We start from the raw sequence: 22,863 nt of genomic DNA on the forward strand, positions 1-22,863 counted from the left end.
CCCGCCGCGCGCGTTGACGCCGGCTTCACAGTTAATATTACCAGTCATACTCAAAAAATATTACTTAGGGTATCCCCGGTGCCGGCCGGGCTGGGCGCGCTGCCGCCGCCCGCGCCGGCGACCGGCGGCGCGCACACCGAGCCGCGCTCGATCAGCGGCCCGTCGAGCTTGATCATGCGGCGCTTGTACGGCGCGCCGGCGCCGCGGTTTTCCGCTTCCTGCAGCAGCGTTTCGACGGCCCAGCGGCCGAGCTCGTAGTTCGGCAGCACGACGGTGGTGAGCGGCGGGTGGGTGTGGCGGGCGATTTCCTGGTCGTCGTAGCCCATCACCGAGACGTCCTCCGGCACGCGCAGGCCGAGCTGCTTGAGCGCCTCGATCGCGCCGATCGCGGTCAGGTCGTTCGCGCAGAAGATCGCGGTGGGCGGGTTCGGCTCGCGCATCAGCGACAGCGTCAGTTCGAAGCCCTTGCCTGAGCTCCAGTCGCCGTCGCGCACCAGCTGTTCGTCGTACAGCAGGTCGGCGGTGGCGAGCGCCTGGCGGTAGCCCTTGAGCCGGTCCTTGGCCGCGTCCTGCCAGGTTTCGCCATTGATGAAGCCGATCCGCCGGTGGCCCGCGGTGGTCAGGTGCTGCGTGGCGGTCAGCCCGCCCGCGACCTCCGCGGGCACCACCGAGGACAGCGCGTGATCGGCCGTGTAGCAGTTCAGCAGCACCGTGGGCACCTTCAGCAGCGCGGCGGGCACGCTCACCTTGCGGGTGTAGACGGTGGCGTAGACGACGCCGAGCACGGCCGGATTCGCCAGCGTCTGCTGCAGCACGCGCCGCTCGATGTCGGCGTTGCCGTGCGTCGAGTACACCGCGAGCAGGCAGCCGTTGTTCCATGCGGCGTCGCGCGCGCCGTCGATGTTGACGACCGGGTGCGGGCTCGTCGAGATTTCGTCGGCGACGTACACGATCAGGTTGCGCTCGCCCGGCGCGGCCGGGGCGCTCGCGCGCGTGGGCAACTGGTAGCCGAGCGCCTCGGCGGCCTTCAGCACCTTCTTGCGGGTGCCTTCGGAAAACTTCGCGCCGACGGCGCCGTTCAGGACGAGAGAAACCGTGGACTGCGACACGCCGGTGGCCTTGGCGATGTCGGTCATGGTGGGGCGGCGCTGGGTGGATTTTTTCATTGGATAAGCGGGTAGGCGAGGGTCACGCGAGCGCGGGCCCGAGTCACGGTAGCACTAATATTCGACCCCCGCAATCCGCACATATCGCCTCTCGTGAGCGGTTATTTCAGCGATAATTCGGGTAATAGGAGTAATATTATTAATAATTTGGCGGCGCCTGCCGCGCAATGGCCGAAGCGTGCGCCGCCGATCGAACTTTCTGGAGCCAGTGTGTTGAAGAACCGGGACATCGCGATTTCATCTGGCGCGGCCGACGGCCGCGCGCCGGCGGCCGCAAGCGGCTACGATCCCGCGGTGCTGGCGGACCCCGCGCTCGTCGTGCTGCGCGACGGCGCACGCTGCGCGGTGGTGGCGCCGGCGCTCGGCGGCTCGCTCGCGGCCTTCTACGACGATACGCCGCGCGGCCCGCTGCACTGGCTGCGCCCGACCAGCCGCGCGGCGCTGGCCGCCGGCGATCCGCTGCAACTGGCGAGCTTCCCGCTGCTGCCGTACTGCAACCGGATTCGCGACGGCCGCTTCCAGTTTGGCGGCAGGACCTGGCATCTGCCGATGGGCGAAGGCCCGCTGCGCCACGCGCTGCACGGGCACGCGTGGCGTACGCCGTGGCAGGTCGACGGGCGCAGCGCGCGCGCGGTGGATCTGGTGCTGCGCTACGCGCCGCCGCAGGGCGCGGGCAGCGCCGCGCAGCCGGGCTGGCCGTTTGCCTACGAGGCGCGCCAGCGCATCGAGCTCGCGCCGCAGGGCCTCTCGATCCGGCTCGACGTGCGCAACACCGGCCGCGAGCCGATGCCGTTCGGCTTCGGCCATCACCCGTATTACCCGCGCTCGCCGCAGACGCTGATCGAAACCCGTGTGCAGGCGATGTGGCATGCCGACGCGGATCTGCTGCCGGCCGCGCTCGGCGCCGCCGCGGCGGTCGATGCGCTGCGGCGCGGACTCGCGCCGCACGATCATGTGCTCGACAACAACTTCGTGGGCTGGAGCCGCGAGGCGGTGATCCGCTGGCCGGACGAGCACCGGCAACTGACGCTGCGCGCGGATGCGCCGCTCGATTTCTTCGTGCTGTATACGCCGGCCGGCGAGCCGTTTTTCTGCGCGGAGCCGGTCAGCAACACGACCGACTGGCTGAATCTGGATGCCGCGCCGGCGCACAAGGGCGGCGGCGTGCTCGCGCCGGGCGCGACGGCTAGCAGCCGGGTCGCGTGGCTGCCGGCGACGGCGGTCTGAGGCGGGCAGGGGGCGGGGCGGCTGGAGGCGGGGCGTCGGCGGGGCGCGTCGCCGTTGCCTGGCCGCGCCGGCCGCGGCGTGCGCGGCGGCCGCGGCGTGCGCGGCGTGCGCGGCGGCTGTCGGCGGTCTGCGCGCTCGAGGCAGAGCGCGTTGAAAGGTCGGAGCACGGCAGAGCACGTCAGCGCACATCAGCACATCAGCACATCAGTACGTCAGTACGTCAGTACGTCAGCACATCAGCACATCAGCACATCAGCACATCAGCACATCAGCACATCAGCACATCAGCACATCAGCACATCAGTACGTCAGCACATCAGTACGTCAGCACATCAGTACGTCAGCGCACATCGGAGCACATCGGCGCACATCAGTACGTCGAAACGCGCCGCGCACCGCGTCGGCGCGCGTCAGAACGCGAAGTACGGCCCGCTGCCGCCGGAGGTCGACTGGCCGTCGATCGCAAAGTAGATCGTGCGTCCGTAGAAGAACGGCAAGCCCCAGTCGAACAGGCCGGTGATCGAGCCGCCGACGTTGTCGAATGCGACGTTGCCGGTCGCGAACTGCGACTGCGCGTTCGCAATCGTGAAGCTTTGCGTGCTGGTGCCGACGCTGGTGCCGACGCTTCCGCTCATCTGCGCGCTCAGCGACGTCGTGGAGCCGGGGCAGTAGAACCCCACGTCGTAAGTGCAGCCGGTGAGCGACGCGTCCGGGAAGAACAGGCCGTTCGAGCCGCTGTCGAGCAGCGCATCATAGGCCGTGCCGTTGAAGGTGGTCGCGAATAGCGCTTCCTGCGGCACCGCGGTGTAGATCGTCGCGGCAGCGAGCGTGTTGTCGCTCTCGGTGCCGATGCCGAACGTCAGGGTGCCGGTGACGCTCGCCGCGCCCGTCGTGGCGATCGTGGGCAGCGTGATCGCGCTGCCGTTGTTGTCCGCCGGGAAGTTCACGACCGGATTGGTCACCTGGTCGGACGCCGGCGCGGTGCTCGGCGTGCACGACGAACTGCTGGTGCAGCCGAAGTACACGTTGCCGCTCGCGGCCGTGGTGGTTTCGCAGGCCGGGCAGTCGATCGGCTCGACGCCGATGCCGAGAATCCCGTTGACGCCCAGCTGGCTCGGCTGCGTGATCTGGCTCAGGCCCGCGGACGAACAGGTGTTGGGCACGGTCGCGAAGTCCGGGTCCTGGATCAGTTCGATCGGCGTGCTGCTCGCGACTTCGCCGTTCAGGTGGATGTCGGCCGTGCGCACGCTGCCGTACGCGATGCCCGAGCCGAAGTACGCGCAGTTGGTCAGCGTGCCGCCGGCCGTCGCGCTGCGCGTGGGCAGGCTCAGGCTGACCTGCGATGCGAACAGGCGCAGCCCGTACGAGCCGGTGTCGATCATCACGTTGTTGATGGTCTGGCACGTGGAGGTGCCCGGCACGCAGATTGTCACGCTGGTGGTGGGCACGTTCGGCGTGCCGTACAGCCCGTAGTCGACCGTGACCGGCACCTGGTTCGACGCGAGCGTGGTGGAACTGGCCGGCGTCGACGATGGCGTCGAGGTCGACGGCGACGTGGCCGCCGTCTGCGTGGTGTTGCCCGAGCCGCCGCCTCCGCCGCAGCCGGCCAGTGCCGTCACGATGGCCAGCGCGGCCAGCATCAGCATCATTGTGCTACGCATACCCGGCGCCCTCACTGAAGTTCGCTGACATTGACGCCGGCAGGCACGGCGGCGGGCAGATACGCGCGCCCGACGTAGAAGCCCATGTGGCCGGAGGATTCGATCACGAGGCCGTTCGCCGACACCGCCAGCGGGCCGAACCCGGGGTGCTGCGCGCGATAGTTCTGCACGGCCGTGCTGGCGTTCGTATAGCTGCTGCCGAGAAGCTGCGCCAGGTTGGGCATCTGCGGGCCGCGCCATGTGACAGCGAAGACCACGTCCGACGGCGACACGTATTCGCGCACCACGGTGCCGCGTTCGAGCGTCATGGTCTGGGTCGTGTACTGGGGCTGGCCGGCGGCCAGCACCTGGGCGGCCGTCGCGGTGCTGGCGTTCATCTGCTGGACGTCGGCCTCGACCGACTGCGTGTTGCCGCCGAGCGCGGCGTGCGCGGCCTGGCTGAAGGTCAGCGCGGCACAGGCCGCGAGCACTGACCCGCGTAGGAGTGTCATAGCGGTAATCCCCGAATGGATGGGCCCGGTTCCGGCGTCGCAGCCGGCGCACCGCCCAACGGGCGCGGTTCGCTGGAGCGTGCGACGGGCGCGTCGCGCACGACCCGGCCCGGTGGCGAAATCCTGTTTTGTCATATTTCCCGAGCAAACGGGAAGTGCGCACGCATTTTGGCGGGAGCCGGTCGATATTTCCACAAATAAATTTTGACTGGCTGCCGCGCGCGAGGACTTGACAAAAGGGGTGCCCGGATTATTAAACGGCGCCGCGGCGTTTGAAGTCGCGCTTGCCGGCCCGCATGACACTGGCGTGACGCGAGGCGCGGGCGATTTACGGCGTTTTATTGATCGTGAATAATCGGGCGACAGTAAAGCGCAAGCTTCTTTTCAACAGAAAACCGGCGCACGCGCGGCTCGCGCAGACAGGACGAAACCGGTTGTGTCCGCAACGACTGGTTCAGGCATGCCGGACCGGTTGCGCGGATCGCCGGTCATTCCTAATGGTTTTCTGCAATAGGTCGGCCGACACGCCATTTGTAGAATCGGGTTGCGCGATCGGCGGGTGGTTCGGCGCGCGGTAATCGGACATTCACAGCAGGGCGGCAGATGAAAATAGACAAACACATTGGGGAAAACGCCAGCCTTCAATGCGTCGACGAGGCCGCATGGCAAGCGATCGATGCCTGTTTCGACGAGGCGCGCGACGAAGCGCTGTTCATCACGGGCTCGTTGCAGGTGGTCAGAAATGCGCAGGCGGCGCTTCAGGCCGGCCGCGTGATCGCGCGCATGCAGCGCAGCGCGGCGCATCTGCACAAGATTGGCTGAAGCGGTGGGGCGGTGGCGATCCTGGCGGGCGCTGCGTGTACGCGATAGCGGGGTCGTCGCGGTGACTGCGGAGCCCATGCGGTCCGGGCGGATAAGCGCGTAGCCCACGCGCGGCCGACGCTCAGCCCACATTCATCTCACGTTCATCTATCTCACGTCCATCCCACGTTCGGCCCACGTTCGGCCCACGCACCGCCGGCCGGCTCCGGGGTCGCCCCGGAGCGTCGCGTCACCTGCCGTTACTGCGTCTTCGCCGCTTCGGCGAGCCGGTCGGCGGCCTGCTGCGCCGTTTCGCTGTCGTCGGCCCAGTAGTTGCCGATCACGTCATAGAACGCGCCTTCCACCGCGGGGCTCACGAGCATGTCATGCGCCCACGACGGCACCAGCGCGCCGGCGGCGGCCGCCGCCTTGAAGTCGGCCGACGACTTCTTCGCGCACATGTCGAACTTCGCGAGACTCACGTCCTGGCGGACCGGAATCGATCCCTTGTTCAGGTTGAAGATCTCCTGGAACTTCGGGCTCATCAGCAGGCCGGCCATGTCCTTCTGCCCCTTCTCGACGCCCGGATCCTTCACCTTGAAGAACACGAAGCTGTCCACGTTGAACGTGAACGCCTTTTGCGAACCCGGCGCCGCGACGCACAGGTAGTCCTTGCCCGGCACCTTGCCGGCCACCGTGAACTCGCCTTTCGCCCAGTCGCCCATGAACTGCATCGCAGCCTTGCCGTTGATCACCATCGCGGTGGCGAGATTCCAGTCGCGCCCGGTCTGGCCGGCATCCGTGTAGGCCTTGATGCGCTTGAAGGTTTCGAGAGCCTTGACCATCGTCGGTCCCTTCAGCGTTGCCGGGTCGAGCTGCACGAACGCCTTCTTGTAGAAGGCCGCGCCGCCGACGCCGAGCGCGACCGTCTCGAACGTTTCGGCCTCCTGCCATGACTGCCCGCCGATCGCGACCGGCGTGATGCCCGCCTTCTTCAGCGCGTCGGCGACCCGGAAGAAGTCGTCCCACGTCGCGGGCGGCTGCGCGTCGACCTTCTTCAGCGCGGCCGCGTTGATCCACAGCCAGTTCACGCGATGCACGTTGACCGGCGCCGCCACGTAGTGCCCCTTGTACTTCATGATGCTCGCGATCTCCGGCGGCAGCAGATGGTTCCAGTTGTTGGCCTGCGCGACGTCGTCGATCGACAGCAGCACGCCCTGATTGGCCCATTCCTGGATCGCCGGTCCCTTGATCTGCGCGGCCGCCGGCGGATTGCCGGCCACAAGGCGCGTCTTCAGCGCGGTCATCGCGTTGCCGCCGCCGCCGCCCGCGACCGCGAAATCGACCCACGTGTCGCCCTTTTCCTCAAGCATCTGCTTGAGCACTTCGGCCGATTTGGCCTCGCCGCCGGAGGTCCAGTAATGCAGCACCTCGACGCGCGCGGCGTGCGCGGGCAGCGCGGCGAGTGCGAACGCCGCGGCGCAGGCGCCGAGCGCGACCGGTGTCAGGCGCGCGCGGCGGCGCGGATTGCGGATGGAAAGCATGGTGGGTCTCCGTTCGCCGTGGCCGGCGCGATGAATGAAAGAATGGTCAGAAGGTCGATCCGGGTCACGATGATAGCGCTAACACGCACGCGCACGCACCAGGACGAACCCTGCGTGAGGGCGGCCATGAGCGTCTGCGCGAGCGTGCTCTTTCCGGCGGCGCACAACGCGGCGATACTTTGCGGATGAACACACGAACCAGCAGGACCCCGCGTGCCGCACCCGCGCCGCGCGATGAAGCCGCTTCGGCGCGCGGCGCGCGCCGCCGGCCGAGCGGCCGCGTGACGCTTGCCGACGTCGCCCGCCACGCGCAGGTCAGCACGATGACGGTATCGCGCGCGCTGAGCGACCCGTCGCTGGTGCTGCCGCAGGCGCGCGAGCGGATCGACGCGGCCATCGCGCAGCTCGGCTACATCCCGAATCGCGCCGCGCGCACGCTCGCGTCGGCCCGCTCGAAGCTGCTCGGCGTGCTGGTGCCGTCGCTGTCGAACGCGGTTTTCGTCGAGACGCTCGCGGGCGTGCAGGACTGCGTCGTCGCCGCCGGCTACCAGTTGCTGATCGGCAATACCGGCTATGCGCCCGAGCGCCAGGCGGAGCTGCTGAGCGCGTATCTCGCGCATGCGCCCGACGGTTTCCTCGTTGCGAGCATCGACGATTCCGGGCCGATCCGCCGCCGGCTCGCGGCCGCGCGTGTGCCGCTCGTGCACATGTTCGACTTCGCGTCGCCGCAGGACTGGTCGGTGGGGTTCTCGCAGCGCAGCGCCGGCTTTGCGATCGGCGAGCATCTGATCGCGCGCGGCGCGAAGCGCCCCGCGTTCGTCGCGGCGCAGCTCGATCCGCGCACGATGCAGCGGCGCGCGGGCTTCCGGCGCGCGTTGCGCGGCGCCGGTCTCGACAGCGGGCTCGAAATCCTCACGCACGAACCTTCGAGCATCGGGCTCGGATGCCAGTTGCTCGCCGCGCTGCTCGAACGGGCGCCCGATTGCGATGCGGTGTTCTGCTGCAACGACGACCTGGCGCTCGGCGCGCTGTTCGAATGTCAGCGGCGCGGCATCGCTGTGCCGCGCGCGCTGGCAATCGTCGGCTTCAACGATCTGCCGTTCGCGGCGTGGTCGGCGCCGTCGCTCACGACTGTGTCCACGCCGCGCTACGAGGTGGGCTTCGAGGCGGCGCGGATGCTGCTGCAGATCATCGACGGCGAGCCGCCGGCCCAGCACCGGATCGATCTCGGGTTCCGGCTCGTGGCGCGCGAGAGCACCTGAAGCAAAGGCCCCGGCGCGCCGCAGTAGGGACGGGCCGGGGCCTGCTGGACACATCGCGCGCGGGCCGCATCGGCGGCGCGCGCATGGACGGGTGGGTCAGTTTTCGAGGTCGACGCCCTTGGTTTCGGGCGTTGCGAGGATCGCGAAGATCGCCGCGAGCGCGTAGACCATCACGAACAGACCGATGTACAGATACGCGCGGTGAATGCCGTACGCATGCAGGATCAGCCCGGCGATGATCGGGATCAGGCCGCCGCCGTACACCTGCGACACCTGATAGCCGGCGCTCGCGCCCGATGCGCGATAGCGGGTCGGGAAGTTTTCCGTGTAGAACGTCGGGATCGCGCCGTAGCCGAAGCCGAACACGAAGCCGAAGCCGATCACTTCCGCGAGCACGGCGAGCCAGAAGTTGCCGAGGTTGATCAGGTAGAAGTACGGAATGGCCCAGACGAGGAACACGATCGCGGACGCCAGCAGGATCGTGCGGCGGTTGATGATGTCCGACAGCAGCGCGCCGATCACCATGAACACGAACATCGAGGCCGCGGCGATCAGGCCGATCGTTTCGGCCTCCGTGCCGCTGTAGCCGACCGCCTTCATGTAGCTCGTGCCGAACACGAAGCTCAGGAAGAACGCACCGCCGAACATTGCGTTGACAACCGACGTGCGCAGGATGCGCAGCGGCATTTCCTTCCACACCTGCAGCGCGGGGCTCTGCAGCGTCTCCGCGCCCGACTTGAAGCGCTCGAACACGAAGCTGTCGGCGGTGCGGGTACGGATGACGATACCGACGATCGCGACGGCGAACCCGACGAAGAAGAAAATGCGCCAGCCCCACGCGACGAACTGCGCCGGGCTCATCAGCGACTTCACGAGGATCACCGAGCCGAAGCCGAGCAGCAGGCCGAGCGGAATCGCAAAGCCGACCCAGGCGCCCCAGAATGCGCGGTATTTCGATTTGGCCGCCTGCTCGACGACCCACGTCGACGCGGTGCCGAACTCGGCGCCGAAGCTGATGCCCTGCGCGAGGCGGAACACGATCAGCAGCACCGGCGCAACCGCGCCGATCGTGTCGTAGGTCGGCGTGAGGCCGATCAGCAGCGTGCTCACGCCCATCAGCAGCAGCGCCCAGACCATCGCGTCCTTGCGGCCGTAGCGGTCGGCGATGTTGCCGAAGATGAAGGCGCCGACCGGGCGGATCACGATGCCGAGGCCGTAAACGCCGATCGCCGCGGCGATCGCGGCGAGCTGGTGCAGCTTGAAGAAGACGTCTCCCCAGACCGTCGCGGCAATGATGCCTGTCACCAGAAAGTCATACTGCTCGATGACCGAGCCGATGATGCTGGCTACGGCCACCTTCAGGACCTGGTCCCGCGACGGTACGCTCGCGTCTCCTGTCGTGGTCGTCATATCTTTTCTCCGTGTGGTCGCTGCGGTTATAGAACTTGTCGGGGATCGCAGCGCTCGTGTCCCTCGCCAGCGGGCTGTGCAGCACAACAGGGTGCCCGCTTCAAGCCATCAGTCCTCGCTCAGGCCGATGCGGTTCGGCTGACGGCGCTCGATCGACCATTTGAGCAATGCCGCCGCCCGCAGGGGCCCGTGTGCGAATTTACCGTAAGGCAGCGTGACGAAGAAAGCCAGCACTGCCCCGAGGTGAATGGCGAGCAGCATAGGCATAACTGGGCTGGCGCGCAAGACTGCGAGCGCGAGTCCGCTCACGGCCACGAGGCCGAGCAGCGCGATGAACGCGCGGTCCATCGGCTTCTGGCGGGCGTCGCCCTGCGCGGGGTGGCGGCGCAGATTGAGCCAGCCGAGCCCCGCGGTGCCGACCGTGAGGCCGATGCCGCCCACGATGCCGACGAGCGTCGGCACGCTCGTATAGGCATAGGGCGCTTCGAGGCCGAACAGATAGTGATAAAGCGTGGCAATGCAGGTCGACAGAAAGCACAGCATGAAGCCGTAGAAGGTCGCGTGATGGAAATGACGGCGCGCGAGCGAGTAGCGGTCGCTGTCGTTGTTGCAGCCTTCGCCGTGTCCGCCGCCGAGGTAGCGCAGCGAGGCGACCGCGCCGCCGGCTTCGGCAAGCGCCCCGGCGCTGTCCCGCGCGCTTGCCGCGCCCGGCGCCGCGTCTTTCCAGAAGCGCCGCACGCCGACGCCGAGCGCGAGCGCCGCGAGCACGAACACCGGCGCGAATACGCCGGCCATCAGCGCGTGCGGAAACACGTCGTAGAAGTTGCCGCCGGGCGCCGCGCGCCACAGATCGCCGCGCAGCGCGAGCGCCAGTATCAGGAACAGCGCGATGCCGGCAGCGAGCGCGAGTCCCAGCGCGAGCCCGTTGCGCGCGTACAGCGCCGCGAACGCGCGCGGCCACGCGTAGCGCCGGTACGTGTGCAGCCGCGCGCGCGCCATCGCCTGCGGCACGTTGACCGCGAACTCGTGTGGCGGCGCGTACTGGCAGGCGTGCAGGCAGGCGCCGCATTGATGGCACAGGTTCGCGAGGTAATGCACGTCCGCGGGGCCGAATTCGAGGCGGCGCGTCATCGCGGGGAACACCGCGCAGAAGCCTTCGCAGTAGCGGCATGCGTTGCAGATCTGCATCACGCGCGCGACTTCGGCGTCCGGGTCGGCGAGCGGCAGGGACGCGCCGGGCGGGGTCTCGGCCCATTCGCCGGCCTGGCGGATCAGGGTGTCAAGCGCTTGCATCGAGGGTTTCCTTGCGTGCCGCCTGTGCGGCCTGAGTGCCGGCAATGCGGCCGAATGCGGTGCCGATGCTCATCCCGACACCGGCGGTATAGCCCTTGCCGAGCACGTTGCCGGCCATCATTTCGCCGGCGACGAACAGATTCGGGCTCGCCGCGCCGCCGAAGCGCACGGCCGCGGTTTCGTCGGTCTTCAGGCCGAGGTACGTGAAGGTGACGCCCGGCCGCAGCGCATAGCCGAAGAACGGCGGCGTATCGATCGGCCGCGCCCAGTGGGTTTTCGGCGGCGCGAGGCCGGCGGTGACGCAGTCGTCGAGGCGCGTGTGGTCGAACGTGCCGGGCCGGCACGCCGCGTTGTACGCGTCGAGCGTCGCCATGAAGCGCGTCTCGTCGAGGCCGAGCGCGCGCGCGAGCGCCGGCAGGCTGTCGGCGCGCGTGCCCGGAAACACCGGCGGCATGAAGCGGCCGACCGCCTTGGCGTCGATGATCGACCACGCGGTCTGGCCCGGCTGCTGCGCGACGAGCCGTCCCCAGATCGCGTAGCGCTTCGGCCAGAAGTCTTCGCCTTCGTCGTAGAACCGCGCGGCGTCGCGATTGACCACCACGCCGAGCGACACGCAGTCGATGCGCGTGCAGATGCCGCCGTCGTACAGCGGCGCGCGCGCGTCGATCGCGACCATGTGGGCCTGGGTCGGCTCGCCGATGCGGTCGGCCCCGGCATCGAGCATGAAGCGCAGCAGCGTGCCGTTGTTAAAGCGTGTGCCGCGGATCAGGAAGTTGTCGGCCGGATACTCGCCGCGCTCGTTTTGCCCCCACGCTTCGCGCAGCCACGCGCGGTTCGATTCGAAGCCGCCCGCCGCGAGCACGCAGGTGCGTGCCGCGATGCGCTCGTCGCCGACCCAGGCCGCGACGAAGCGCGGGCCGTCGAGCTCGATGCGCTCGACCGGCGCCTCGTAGCGGATCTGCACGCCAAGCTGCTCCGCGCTGCGGTAGTACGCGTTCACGAGCGCCTTGCCGCCGCCCATGAAGAACGCATTGGTGCGCGCGGTATGCAGCGCGCCGGACAGCGACGGCTGGAAATGCACGCCGTGGCGGCGCATCCACGGCCGGCAGGTCGACGACGCGCGGATCACGAGCCGCGCGAGCGCCTCGTCGGTCTGTCCGCCGGTCACTTTCAGCAGATCCTGCCAGTACTCCTCTTCCGGATACGCGTCGACCAGCACGTCCTGCGGCGCGTCGTGCATGCAGCGCAGGTTGCGGGTGTGCTGCGAATTGCCGCCGCGCCACGCGCGCGGCGAGGCTTCGAGCAGCAGCACGGAGGCGCCGGCCTCGCGCGCCATCAATGCAGCACAGAGTGCGGCGTTGCCGCCGCCGATCACGAGTACGTCGACCACGGCGTGCGCGCCTCCCGGGTAGTAGTCATTCAGCGTAGACGCTGAGTCTCGATGACGGCCGTATTTTCGTCAATTGCAATTAAAGCAACGATTGATAGAAAATGTGCATCAATACCCGGAGGAGAGCGTGAGCATCAATTTCGACCTGAACGACCTGGTGGCGTTTCGCGCGCTCGCGGATCTCGGCAGCTTCCGCAAGGCGGCCGACACCGTGCATCTGTCGCAGCCGGCTTACAGCCGGCGCATCGAGAAGCTCGAACAGGCGCTCGGCGTGCGGCTGATCGAGCGCACCACGCGGCGCGTGTCGCTGACGGCGGCCGGGCGCGAGTTCGACCGCAAGATGCGGGTGCTGCTCGACGACCTCGACAACGCGCTGCTCGGCATCCGCGGCGATCCGGGCACGCGCGGCGAGCGCGTGACGCTTGCGTGCGTGCCGTCGGCGGTCTACTACGCGACCTCCGAGGTGCTGCGGCGCTATCGCGAGACGCATCCGCGCGTGCAGGTGATCCTGCTCGACACGAAAGCGAACGAGGTGCTGCAGGCGGTTTCGCAGGGCGAGGCCGATTTCGGCCTGACCTTTGTCGATGCGCAGGAGGGCGACGTCGAGTTCACGCCGCTGTTCGAGGAGCGCTTCGTGCTCGCGTGCCGGCGCGATCATCCGCTTGCCGGCGAGCGCAGCGTGACGTGGGCGCAGTTGCGCGAGACCGCGTTCATCGCGGTCGCGCGCACGTCGGGCAACCGGCTGATCATCGACCGCGCGCTCGCGGGCGCCGCGGTGCGGCCGCGCATCGCATACGAGGTGCAGACCGGCACGACCGCGCTCGGCCTGGTCGAGGCGGGGCTCGGCGTCGCGGCGATGCCGGCGATGGCGTTGTCCGCGCACGAACAGTCGACGCTGGTCGGCGTGCCGCTCGTCGAACCGGCGGTGACGCGCGCAATGGGGCTCATCCACCGGCGCGGCCGCGCGCTGTCCGCGAGCGCGCAGCATCTGTTCGAACTGTTCAGGACCGTCTCGCGGCCCGCGCGCTGAGCGCGGGGCCGCGTATGCCGCGCCGCCGCGCGCTCAGAAGTGGTGGGTCATCGCGACGCGAACGGGTGCCGAGGCGGCCGGGCATGTACGCATTCGAGGCGCCGAGCCAGAACGCGGGCGTGAAGAAATACGGGTCGTTGATCTGGAACGGGCGGCGCGCCGGCGCGCCGATGTCGACCAAGGCAATCCCGTCAATCTGGATTGCCGATGTCATAAGACGATGTACAGGCCAGGGGGCCGCACGCGAAGGCGATCGACCCGCCGGTCACTTCCCGGGTTCGGCCGACATCCAGCCCTGTGCGCCGCTGGCCGCGGCAATCTGCTTCGCGATCCGTTCGCCGAGCTTTTTCGCGTCGCTGGAGACGCTGTCGCGCTTCGCCTCCGAGACGGCGTGCAGCGACGTGCCGGCCGCCGCGGCGGTGGCGACGTGTCCGGCCGCCGCGCCGACGCCCGCCGTTTCGGCGACGCCCGGCATGTGGCCGCTGTCGGCGCTTGCGGAGAAGCTTTGCAGCGGGACCGGCGCACCGCTGGCCGGCCGATACAGGATCTGCACCGACGCGCCCACTTCGCTCTTGCCTGCGCCAAGCCCGATCAGGATGCGGCGGCGGCGCTTGCCTTCGTCGATCGTCTGGAACTGGCCTTCGACGATCAGCACGTTCTGGTTCGCCGGCACGGGGCCTTCGGCACGCACGGCGCGCAGTCCCTGCGCTTGCAGTTCGCGCACGATTGCATCGGCGACCTGTTCGCGCGCGTCCGTCGCCGTCCGAACCTGCTTTTGCGCGGCCGTTTCGCCGTTCATCGCCGCCTTGAGTTGCTGGGCGATGCCGCTGTCGGTTTTCACCTGGGCGGGCGTCGCATCGAACGCATACACGTAGATGGCTTCGGCGTGCACGCGCGGCGCGGCGTGCGCCGGCGGGTTGCCGGCCATGCCGGTGACGCCGGACGCGCACCCGCCCAGAACGAGCGTGACGGCCACGAGTGCCGGGCTTGCCAGACGTTGCGCGCGGGCTACGAGGGACTGGAATGGGGTTCGCATATCGATCCTGTCGTCGGCATGGTTGTGCCGTCAATCGTCGCGGCAGGAAGGGCGCCGCAACACACAGATGCGAGTATGCGAGGACGCGGGCGAGCGCGCCAGCCGGGAATGATGTCGGGCGATGTCGCCGGGGAATCGCACCGGGGAATCGCACCGGGGAATCGCACCGGGGAATTGCACCGGGGAATTGCGCCGGGAATTGCACCGGGGAATCGCACCGGGGAATTGCACCGGGGAATTGCGCGCGGAGAAGCGGGAATCGCTGCTTTTTTACGAGGAATGCGGATTCATCGGCAACGTGACGAGCGCTTCGAGACCGCCGCCTTCACGCGCGCGAAACCGCAGCGAACCGCCGTGCAGATGGGCGATCCGCTCGACGATGGCGAGCCCGAGCCCTGTGCCGCCCGAATGCGTTCGCGCGTTTGCGCCGCGGCTGAACGGTGTCTTGAGCTTCTCCAGGTCTTCGGCGGCCATCGCGCTGCCGCGATCGCCGACGGCGATGCACGCGGTGTCGCCCTCGCGCCACGTGCGCACCGCGAGACCGCTGCGCCCGTAGACGATCGCGTTCTGCATCAGGTTCATCAGGAGCCGCATCACGCTCACGGGCCGGTACGCGAATGCGGGGATGACGCCGAGCGAGAGTTCGAATTCGTGTCCGAGTCCGGCGAAGTCGGCCGCGAGCTGGCCGACGAGCGCGTTGAGATCGCCCTGCTGCGCCGCCTCGCGCTCGCCGCTGCCGGCGTAGTCCATGAACTGCTGAAGAATCGTGTCGATGTGGTCGAGATAGCCTTCCGCCGATGCGACAAACGCGTCGTCGGCGCCGCGCGGAAGCGCCATCGCCATCGCGAGGCGCAGCTTCGTGAGCGGTGTGCGGATGTCATGCGATACGCCCGCCAGCATCAGCGCGCGCGTCGCGTCGGCCTGCTGCAACGCCCGCGTCATCTGGTTGAACGCGCGGCTGACCTCGGCGATTTCAGTCGGACCGTCGGTCGGCAGTTCGATGGACGTTTTGCCCGCGCTCACGTGCCGCACGGCGCGCGTCAGGTCCTTGAGCGGTCGGTTGATGTGCAGCTGGATCAGATAGCCCGTCAGCGCCGCCAGCAGCGCGAGGCCCACCGAGAGCGCGAGGGTCGTGGCGATGCCGCTCGCCTGCGCGTCTTCGGTCATCGGCAGCGCGATCCACGCGGGTGCGCCGCCGGCATGCAGGCGAATCCAGAGCCGTTCGCCGTCGCCGTCCTGCCAGCGCACCGGCATGTCCGGCGGCAGATCGCGCCGCAGCGCGTCGACGAACACGTCGCGCTGCCACGTGCGAAACAGGTGCGGCGCGCTGTGCCGCAGGTCGGTGTCGGGCGCCTGGGGCGGCTCGGCCCGGCCGCCGAGGCGCGCGGCGGCCGCGCGGCCCGCGTCGGGCGGCATCGCGGCGAGCACGCCATCGAGGATAGTTACGTAGTCCGAAAAGATAATCGCGGCGCGCTCGATCCGCGGACGCTGCACGAAATGCAGCAGCACCGTGAACGAGCAGGCCTGGGTCAGCGCGACGAGCCCTACCAGCAGCGCGATATTGCGCGCGAGCAGCGAACGCGGCAGCCAGCCGGCGGGCGGTTTCGGGCGCGAGGGCGCGCTCACGGCTCGATGCCCGCGACGAGCATGTAGCCGACACCCCAGACGGTCTTGATGAAGCGGGGTTTCGACGGATCGTCCTCGACGATCTGGCGAAGCCGCAGGATCTGCACGTCGATGCTGCGATCGAGTGCGTCGTGATCGCGTCCGCGCGCCCGCGCAAGCAGGTTTTCGCGGCTCACCGGCCGGTTCGGCGACGACCCTAATGCATGCAGCAGCAACCGCTGCGCGGAATGCACCTCGACCGGCTCGCCCCGGCGCAGCAGCGTTTGCGTGCCCACGTCGAACTGGTATTCGCCGAAACGCAGGGTCTGCGACGTGACGCTCGGCCCTCCCGCGGCCATTTTCTGGCGGCGCAGGAGCGCACGGAGGCGCGCGACGAGTTCGTCGGGGAGAAACGGCTTGGCGAGATAGTCGTCGGCGCCGGTTTCCAGGCCGATCACGCGGTCGACCGGATCGCCTTTCGCGGTCAGCATCAGAATCGGCAGCGTCTGTCCCTCGGCGCGTATCCGCCGGCATATCGTCAGCCCGTCTTCGGGTTCCATCATCAGGTCCAGCACGAGCGCGTCATACGGTTCGCGCTGCAGGTAGCGGTCGAGCTGCCTGCCGTCGGCGACCACGCGCACGTGAAACCCGTGGCCGGTGAGAAACCGCTGCAGCATGTTGCGCAATTCGGCTTCGTCGTCCAGCACGATAATCCTGTTCGCCTGCTCCATCGCCTGTCTCCCGCCGCCTCGGCGTTCAGTGCGTCAGTGCGTCATTGCGCCTTTCTGCATCCGCTGCGCGATCTGCTGCAATGTGACATAGCCGACGTGCTGCGTGTCGATTTCGTCGAAATGCCGCGCGACCATCGGCATCCCGGCAGCCGCCTGGGCTCGCGTCAGTTTGCCGTCGCCGGTTGTGTTGGCGCGGGCAAAGCGGGCCTGCAACTGCTGCATCGCATGCGCGGCGGGCGGCGTGCCGGCGGGCGGCGGCATGCTTTGTGCGGAAGCGGTTGCCATGGCCATTGCCGAAACAATACACAAGACCAGAACGGCGCTCATCTTTTTCATCATTGGCTCCGTGGGGTGGGCGACCCGCGCGGCCGGCGGCGCGCCCATTGATCTGACGTTTGGCGTCATGCCCAGTGCGCGGGGATCCAGACGCGGCCCGCCCAGTGGCCCGGCACCCACACGGCGGCGCGCGGCGCGGGCGCGACGTAGACGGCGCGCGGCGCGACATACACGGTGCGGGTCTGCGGCGCGACATAGACGACGCGCGGCGGGGGCGGCACGTAGGCGGGCGGCGGCGTCACCACGACCGGCGCAGGCGCGGGTGCCGGCGCGATCACGACGACCTCCGTCGCGAGGGCGGGTGTGCTGAGCGCGACGAGCAGCGAAGCGGTGGCGGCGGCAAGTTCAATGCGTTTCATCCGATGTCTCTCCAGGTTCGGCGGGTTTCGTCACGCACAGCGGCGTGGCAACGGCACGAACTATAAAAGGCGCGCACGAAATAATCGCGGGGAAAACGATGTCGCGGTGTTACATCGCCGGCGCCGGCCGCTCGTGCCGGCCTGTGCCGGGGGACCCGGATCGCGTGACATCCGGCGACACGATTTCCGCGTGGTCTTCCGGCGGCCCGCCCGCTACATTGGCGTCACCTTTCGATCAACCTCTGTTCATCATGTCTGCCACTGAAAAAATCGCGCTTTGCGTGACCGTGATCGTGATCGGCGTCTCGCTGATCGAGGCGTGCGTGCTCGCCCGCACACAGCGCGGCAGCCGCGCGCCTTTCGACTGGTATGAAGTCTGGATTTCACTGGCGGACGTGGCCGGCCGCAAGCTGCTTGCGCTGCTGCCGCTCTCGCTCGCGGCGCCGGTCTTCGCGCTCGCGTGGGATCACCGGATCTTTACCGTCACGCTCGACAGCGCGCTGATGGTGTTCCTGCTCTTTATCGGCCAGGAATTCTGCTACTACTGGTACCACCGCGCGTCACACCGCATCCGCTTTTTCTGGGCCACGCATGCCGTTCACCATTCGCCGAACCAGCTCACGCTGTCCTCGGCTTACCGGCTCGGACTCACCGGCAAGATGACCGGCACGGCGCTGTTTTTCACGCCCCTCGTGTGGCTCGGCGTGCGCCCGGAGATCGTGCTGGCGACGCTCAGCTTCAACCTGCTTTATCAGTTCTGGCTGCACAACACGTGGACGCCCAAACTCGGCTGGCTCGAATATGTGTTCAATACGCCTTCGGCGCATCGCGTGCACCACGCATCGAATGCCGTTTATCTCGATGCGAACTTCGGCGGCGTACTCGTCCTGTTCGACCGCCTGTTCGGCACGTATGTCGAGGAGCGCGCGGACGAGCCGTGCCGCTACGGTCTCACGACGCCGTCGCGTTCGCGCAATCCGCTCGTCATCGAATTCGAGCACTGGATCAGCCTTGCCCGCGACATCGCCGGCGCACGCAGTGTGGCGACGGCGATCCGCTACGCGGTCCTGCCGCCGGGCTGGCGCGCGGATTCCGCAAGCGGCCACTGGGCCGCGAGAAAGCGCTTCATCAGCGCGGCGGCTTCGTCGCAGGCTTCGTCGAGCACGAAGTGGCCGCCTTCGAGCAGATGAACCTCCGCTTGCGGGACATCGCGCGCGTAGGCATGCGCGCCGCCCACCTCGAATGACGGATCGTAGCGGCCCCATAGCACGAGCGTCGGCGGCCGATGTTCGCGCAGGTAGCGTTGCCATTGCGGATAACGGGCGACATTGGTTTGATAGTCGTAGAACAGATCGGTCTGGATGTCGATCTGGCCCGGCCGCGAGAGGAACGCGAACTCGTCGGCCCAGCCGTCCGGGTCGTAGCGCTCCGGGTGCGGGCTACGCCCGACATGGCGCAGCCGCGTCGCTTCGAACGAAAGCAGGTTGGCCCGCAGCGCCGGTTCGTGCGCGGCGCGATCCTGCCAGAACGCCTTGCGGGTGTTCCATAACGGACCGAGCCCGTCCTCGTGCGCGACTGCGTTCTGCACGATCAGCGCGCGCACGCGCCCGGGCCAGCGCTGTGCCAGCCGGAATCCGACCGGGCCGCCGTAGTCCTGCACGAAGAGCGCGTAATCGCGCAGCGCCAGCGCGTCGACGAAGTGCGCGATGACGTCCGCGAGATGATCGAACGTATAGGCAAACTGGTCGGGCGGCGGCGCGCTGCTGTGACCGAAGCCCGGGTAGTCGGGGGCGATCAGGCGGTAATGGCCGGCGAGCAGCGGCATCAGCGTGCCGTACATGCGCGAGGACGACGGAAAGCCATGCAGCAGCAGGATGACCGGGGCGTCCTCGGGCCCCGCCTCGCGATAGAAGATGTCGAGTCCGTCGACCGTCATGCTGCGGTAGCGCATGCCGGTGTGTGAAGCGGCCGGTGAGGCGGCCGGTGAAGCGATATGTGAAGCGGTCTGTGAAGCGGTGTGTGAAGCGGACATAATCGTTCTCCCTGGAAAGATCGGGTAACCGGTCAGGCCTTGCGGCCGGCATCGTAGAGATGCAGCAGCGTGGCGGCGGCGAAGAAGGCAAACGTCGCCGCGCATACGCCCGGCCAGTCGAAACGGGCCAGCACGGGTCCGGCGAGCGAGGCGCCCACCGCGCTGCCCACGAAAAAGAGGCCGGTGAACAGGCCGTTGACGCGGCCGCGCGACGCTTGCGTGAGCAGGTTGATCGCGCGGCGGCCGATGGCCTGATCCCCCACGACGCCGCTGTCGATCAGAAAAGCGCCCACGGCCAGCATGCCGAGTGCCACGGTGCGCGGCATGCCCTGGTGGAGGGCGGCCGCGGCGATCAGCACAGCGACGAGCGCGGCGCCGTGCACGGCGACGGACGCAGGCACGGCCCAGCCGCGATCCGCTGCGCGCCCGGCAAGCGGCGCGCCAATCACGCCGCCGCTGCCGGCCAGCGCGAACAGCGCGATTGCGTTGCTGTCGAGATGGAGCGGCGCGCGCGTGAGCACGATGGCGACGCTGGTCCAGAAGACATTGAAGCCCGCCATCAGCAGACCCTGATAAAGCGCCCGGCGGCGCAATACGGGCTCGTGCGCGACAAGCTGCGCCATCGACGCGAGCAGCGCGCGATACGGCAGCGTGCCGGTCGGCCGCACGTCGGGCAGACGCCGCAGCACGACCAGCGCAACGCCGCCGAGGAGCGCCGCGTCGGCCGCGTAGAACGCGCGCCAGCCGAGCCAGCCGCCCACGAACGCGGCAATCGGCCGCGACAGCATGATGCCGAGCATCAGGCCGCTCATCACATTGCCGACGACTCTCCCGCGCGACGCCGGGGACGCGAGCGATGCGGCGGCGGGCACCAGCATCTGGACGACGCTCGCCGTGACCCCCAGCGCGAAGGCCGCCGGCAGAAAGAGCCAGGCGAACGGCGCAAGCGCTGCAACGAGCAGACAGGCGATCTGCGCGACGAGCGTGAACGCGATCAGCGGGCGGTTGGGCCAGCGGTCGGTGAGGGGGACCAGCGTGACGAGACCCACCGCGTAGCCGAGCATCGTGAGGCCCGTGACAAGCGTCGCGCGCGAGCCCAGGTGCAACGACGCGTCCAGCGAGACCAGCAATGTTTGCGATGCGTAGAGCGGCAGCACGGCCACCGCGACCATGAAGGCAAACCATCCGACAGGCACCGCGGACGGCACGGCATCGGGAAGCGCGGGGCACCGGAGATCGGGCGTTTGCATGAGGGTCGCTCGGGCGTTGGGGGTGGGAGAGATACTACCCTCATCGACGGGAACGACAATCACGCGAAGTTTGGATATATTCTCCAGTATTCCGGGAGAATCAACGAATGGATGCGTTACGTGACCTCGAAATCTTCGTGAGCATCGTCGAGGAAGGCAGTCTGACGCGCGCGGCCCGCCGGCTCGGGCGCTCGCTGCAGACGGTGAGCCGCTCGCTGCAGCTGCTCGAACAGCTGCACGGCATGACGCTGATCGTGCGCACGACGCGCACCTGCGTGCCGAGCGCGGCCGGCATGCGTTATTACGAGCGGGTCAAAGCCGCGTTGTCCGGGCTGGAACTCGCGCGTACGGAACTGGCGGAAGAGGCGCATCGGCTGACCGGGCGCCTGCGGATCAATGCGCCCACGCTATTCGGACCGAAATATATCGCACCGCGGATCGGCGAGTTCATGCAGCGCCATCCTTCGCTGGAGTTTTCGCTGGACCTGGCCGAGGAGTTCGTCGATCCGCTCGAAAGCGGTGCCGATGTGACGATCCGCATCGGCGAGATACCGGATTCGGGGCTGGTCGCGCGGCGCCTTGGGTCGATCCGCCGTGTGGTGTTCGCGGCGCCGCAGTATCTTGCCGAGCGGGGTCGGCCGGCCCATCCGGCCGATCTCGCGAGACACGACTGTGTGGTCCGCAGCGGCGTCGCGCATGCGGGACGCTGGAGCTTCACCGCGCGTGACGGCGCGAAGATCGACGTCAACGTCAAGGGCCGCTTCGACAGCGATCAGGTGGCCGGGGCGAACGCAGGCGTTGCAAGCGGGCTGGGGATCGGCGTGGCCGCGTACTGGCAGATTCGCGAATGGCTCGATGCGGGGCGCGTCGAGTTGCTGCTCGGCGACTATGCGATCGACTCGTTACCGTTGAACGCGCTGTGGGCGAAAACGAAAAGGATGCCGCAACGGACGCGGCTGCTAATCGATTTTCTGGCCGCTACGTTGGGCGGCGAGAAGCTGTAGCGGCGTGCGCGACGGGATGCGGCCGGCCGCGCGTTACCGGGCCGCCATGCCTCGCGGTCCGTCCGCGTGCGGCGGTGCGCTGGCTGCCTCCACCAGGAAATCGACGAACGTGCGCACCTTCGCTGAAGTATGGCGATTGCCGGGATAGACCACGGAGACCGCTTGCGGCGGCGGACGAAAATCGGCCAGCACCTCGACGAGGCGGCCGCTGCGCAAATCGTCCTCGACAGTGAAATCGAGCAGTTGCGCGAAGCCCGCATCGTTGAGCGCACCCGCGAGCGTCGCCAGCGGATGATCGAACGTGACCGTCGGGCGAATGGCGACTTCGTACGCGGCGTCTTCGCCGGCTGAAAACGTCCACGGCAGCAGGCGGCCGCTGTCGGGCATCAGGAGACCCAGGCAATCGCTGCCGCGCAAGTCTTCCGGCCGGGCGGGGACGGCGTGCCGGCGCAGGAATCCCGGCGTGGCCACGACGCGAAAACCCGCCTGATGCAGGGTCCTTGCGACAAGGCGCGAATCGGCCACGTGGCCCAGCCGGATGGCCATGTCGAAGTCCTGCTTCACGAAATCCGTCAACGTGTTGCCGAGGGAAACGGCGACTTTCACCTGCCCCAGATAGCGTTCGACGTAGCGGGGGATCAGCGGAATCACCCGTTTGATTCCATAGCTGTACGGCAGGCTGATCCGCAATTCCCCGCGCGGCATGCCATGGCGCGTGAGCGCCTGTTCGGCGTCCCGGATGTTTTGCAGCGCCGCCTGGCAGGTTTTGTAGTAGGCGAGGCCGTCGTCGGTCAGACGAATGGCGCGCGTCGTGCGCTCGAACAATTTGATGCCCAGCCGGTTTTCGACGCGCTGCACGGCTTTGCTGATGGCCGAAGGCGTCACGCCCAGGGCCGAGGCGGCGGCAGTGAAGCTTTGCGCTTTCGCCGCGGCGCAGAAGAGTTCCACCCCATCCAGGCGGGCGATTCCTGAATCGTTCATGACGTGCGTGTCTCTCGGGTCGGGGTCTCTCGGGCCGCAGCGGACGCCGGCCGCGCCGCCGTCGCGTGTCCGTGGGTCGCCTTTCAGGGCTTCGTGTCCGGCATGCCAGTATAGGTCCACGCGCGCATTTGTGCCCTCGCAGCACAAATGAAGTGCCGTTCGACGTCTTCTCGTGAAGCGACCGCCGCTTTTAGAGTACAGCGTCGCCTGGTTCGTCACACGATCGCGTTGCGCAGGGGCGAGACGCTGGCCGC

The 22,863-nt window shown here is 68.2% G+C and carries 19 protein-coding genes and 2 pseudogenes; 6 read left to right on the top strand and 15 right to left on the bottom strand.

What is annotated here, in order from left to right; translation table 11 throughout:
* Window positions 1–50 precede the first annotated feature (50 nt).
* Window positions 51–1,136, bottom strand: a complete 1,086-nt coding sequence (locus AC3AP7_RS21455; protein ID WP_488324863.1) for a LacI family DNA-binding transcriptional regulator — start codon at window positions 1,134–1,136, stop codon at window positions 51–53.
* A gap of 240 nt (window positions 1,137–1,376) precedes the next feature.
* On the opposite strand from AC3AP7_RS21455, the gene AC3AP7_RS21460 reads away from it, so the two are divergent.
* A complete protein-coding gene (locus AC3AP7_RS21460) occupies window positions 1,377–2,393 on the top strand; it encodes an aldose 1-epimerase (RefSeq protein WP_487364573.1) in 1,017 nt (338 codons plus the stop codon).
* A 410-nt stretch (window positions 2,394–2,803) separates the two neighbouring features.
* Here AC3AP7_RS21460 and AC3AP7_RS21465 read toward each other — a convergent pair whose 3' ends face one another.
* On the bottom strand, window positions 2,804–4,054 hold the full coding sequence (locus tag AC3AP7_RS21465) for a DUF3443 family protein (RefSeq protein WP_487364574.1): 1,251 nt from the start codon (window positions 4,052–4,054) through the stop codon (window positions 2,804–2,806).
* 11 nt (window positions 4,055–4,065) lie between these two features.
* Entirely contained in the window at window positions 4,066–4,545 is a 480-nt protein-coding gene (locus tag AC3AP7_RS21470) for a DUF2844 domain-containing protein (protein ID WP_487364575.1), read from the bottom strand.
* Between the two features lie 603 nt (window positions 4,546–5,148).
* Between AC3AP7_RS21470 and AC3AP7_RS21475 the strand changes: the two genes are divergently transcribed.
* Window positions 5,149–5,367 carry a hypothetical protein gene (locus tag AC3AP7_RS21475; protein WP_487364576.1) on the top strand — a complete coding sequence of 73 codons (219 nt, stop codon included), beginning with the start codon at window positions 5,149–5,151 and terminating at the stop codon, window positions 5,365–5,367.
* Window positions 5,368–5,606: 239 nt separating this feature from the next.
* On the opposite strand, the gene AC3AP7_RS21480 is transcribed toward AC3AP7_RS21475, so the two are convergent.
* Window positions 5,607–6,890, bottom strand: coding sequence for an ABC transporter substrate-binding protein (locus AC3AP7_RS21480; RefSeq protein WP_487364577.1), 1,284 nt, complete (start codon window positions 6,888–6,890; stop codon window positions 5,607–5,609).
* 185 nt (window positions 6,891–7,075) lie between these two features.
* Between AC3AP7_RS21480 and gntR the strand changes: the two genes are divergently transcribed.
* The gene (gene gntR, locus AC3AP7_RS21485) at window positions 7,076–8,152 is read left to right on the top strand and encodes an HTH-type transcriptional regulator GntR (RefSeq protein WP_487364578.1); all 1,077 of its coding nucleotides are present in this window, start codon (window positions 7,076–7,078) and stop codon (window positions 8,150–8,152) included.
* 96 nt (window positions 8,153–8,248) lie between these two features.
* Here gntR and AC3AP7_RS21490 read toward each other — a convergent pair whose 3' ends face one another.
* From AC3AP7_RS21490 to tcuA, 3 genes are all read right to left on the bottom strand, one after another.
* The gene (locus AC3AP7_RS21490; protein ID WP_487364579.1) at window positions 8,249–9,562 is read right to left on the bottom strand and encodes an MFS transporter; all 1,314 of its coding nucleotides are present in this window, start codon (window positions 9,560–9,562) and stop codon (window positions 8,249–8,251) included.
* A gap of 108 nt (window positions 9,563–9,670) precedes the next feature.
* A complete protein-coding gene (tcuB, locus tag AC3AP7_RS21495) occupies window positions 9,671–10,855 on the bottom strand; it encodes a tricarballylate utilization 4Fe-4S protein TcuB (protein ID WP_487364580.1) in 1,185 nt (394 codons plus the stop codon).
* Complete coding sequence (gene tcuA, locus AC3AP7_RS21500; RefSeq protein ID WP_487364581.1) at window positions 10,842–12,245, bottom strand: FAD-dependent tricarballylate dehydrogenase TcuA; 1,404 nt, start codon at window positions 12,243–12,245, stop codon at window positions 10,842–10,844. The genes tcuB and tcuA overlap by 14 nt, the downstream gene beginning before the upstream one ends.
* A 127-nt stretch (window positions 12,246–12,372) precedes the next feature.
* On the opposite strand from tcuA, the gene AC3AP7_RS21505 reads away from it, so the two are divergent.
* The gene (locus AC3AP7_RS21505) at window positions 12,373–13,275 is read left to right on the top strand and encodes a LysR family transcriptional regulator (RefSeq protein ID WP_487364582.1); all 903 of its coding nucleotides are present in this window, start codon (window positions 12,373–12,375) and stop codon (window positions 13,273–13,275) included.
* A gap of 265 nt (window positions 13,276–13,540) precedes the next feature.
* Here the strand turns inward: AC3AP7_RS21505 and AC3AP7_RS21510 are convergent, their stop codons facing one another.
* From AC3AP7_RS21510 to AC3AP7_RS21530, 5 genes and pseudogenes are all read right to left on the bottom strand, one after another.
* Window positions 13,541–14,311 carry a DUF4410 domain-containing protein gene (locus AC3AP7_RS21510; protein WP_487364583.1) on the bottom strand — a complete coding sequence of 257 codons (771 nt, stop codon included), beginning with the start codon at window positions 14,309–14,311 and terminating at the stop codon, window positions 13,541–13,543.
* Window positions 14,312–14,581: 270 nt separating this feature from the next.
* Entirely contained in the window at window positions 14,582–15,937 is a 1,356-nt protein-coding gene (locus tag AC3AP7_RS21515; RefSeq protein WP_487364584.1) for an ATP-binding protein, read from the bottom strand.
* Window positions 15,934–16,647: a response regulator gene (locus AC3AP7_RS21520; RefSeq protein ID WP_487364585.1), complete on the bottom strand. Its 714-nt coding sequence runs from the start codon at window positions 16,645–16,647 to the stop codon at window positions 15,934–15,936. The genes AC3AP7_RS21515 and AC3AP7_RS21520 overlap by 4 nt, the downstream gene beginning before the upstream one ends.
* Window positions 16,648–16,680: 33 nt before the next feature.
* On the bottom strand, window positions 16,681–16,983 hold the full coding sequence (locus tag AC3AP7_RS21525) for an EF-hand domain-containing protein (RefSeq protein WP_487364963.1): 303 nt from the start codon (window positions 16,981–16,983) through the stop codon (window positions 16,681–16,683).
* Window positions 16,984–17,048: 65 nt separating this feature from the next.
* A pseudogene (locus AC3AP7_RS21530) lies at window positions 17,049–17,291 on the bottom strand (hypothetical protein); the annotation flags it as partial.
* A 302-nt stretch (window positions 17,292–17,593) separates the two neighbouring features.
* On the opposite strand from AC3AP7_RS21530, the gene AC3AP7_RS21535 reads away from it, so the two are divergent.
* Entirely contained in the window at window positions 17,594–18,532 is a 939-nt protein-coding gene (locus AC3AP7_RS21535; protein ID WP_487364586.1) for a sterol desaturase family protein, read from the top strand.
* On the opposite strand, the pseudogene AC3AP7_RS21540 reads toward AC3AP7_RS21535, so the two are convergent.
* Both AC3AP7_RS21540 and AC3AP7_RS21545 read right to left on the bottom strand, forming a co-directional pair.
* Window positions 18,457–19,293: pseudogene (locus AC3AP7_RS21540) on the bottom strand (alpha/beta fold hydrolase); the annotation flags it as partial. The gene AC3AP7_RS21535 and the pseudogene AC3AP7_RS21540 sit on opposite strands and share 76 nt — an antisense overlap.
* Window positions 19,294–19,406: 113 nt before the next feature.
* Window positions 19,407–20,687, bottom strand: coding sequence for an MFS transporter (locus AC3AP7_RS21545; protein WP_487364587.1), 1,281 nt, complete (start codon window positions 20,685–20,687; stop codon window positions 19,407–19,409).
* Window positions 20,688–20,731: 44 nt separating this feature from the next.
* On the opposite strand from AC3AP7_RS21545, the gene AC3AP7_RS21550 reads away from it, so the two are divergent.
* On the top strand, window positions 20,732–21,628 hold the full coding sequence (locus AC3AP7_RS21550; RefSeq protein WP_487364588.1) for a LysR family transcriptional regulator: 897 nt from the start codon (window positions 20,732–20,734) through the stop codon (window positions 21,626–21,628).
* Between the two features lie 33 nt (window positions 21,629–21,661).
* Here AC3AP7_RS21550 and AC3AP7_RS21555 read toward each other — a convergent pair whose 3' ends face one another.
* Window positions 21,662–22,609, bottom strand: coding sequence for a LysR family transcriptional regulator (locus tag AC3AP7_RS21555; RefSeq protein ID WP_487364589.1), 948 nt, complete (start codon window positions 22,607–22,609; stop codon window positions 21,662–21,664).
* Window positions 22,610–22,863 lie beyond the last annotated feature (254 nt).

The organism is Paraburkholderia sp. PAMB 6770 (assembly GCF_057748135.1).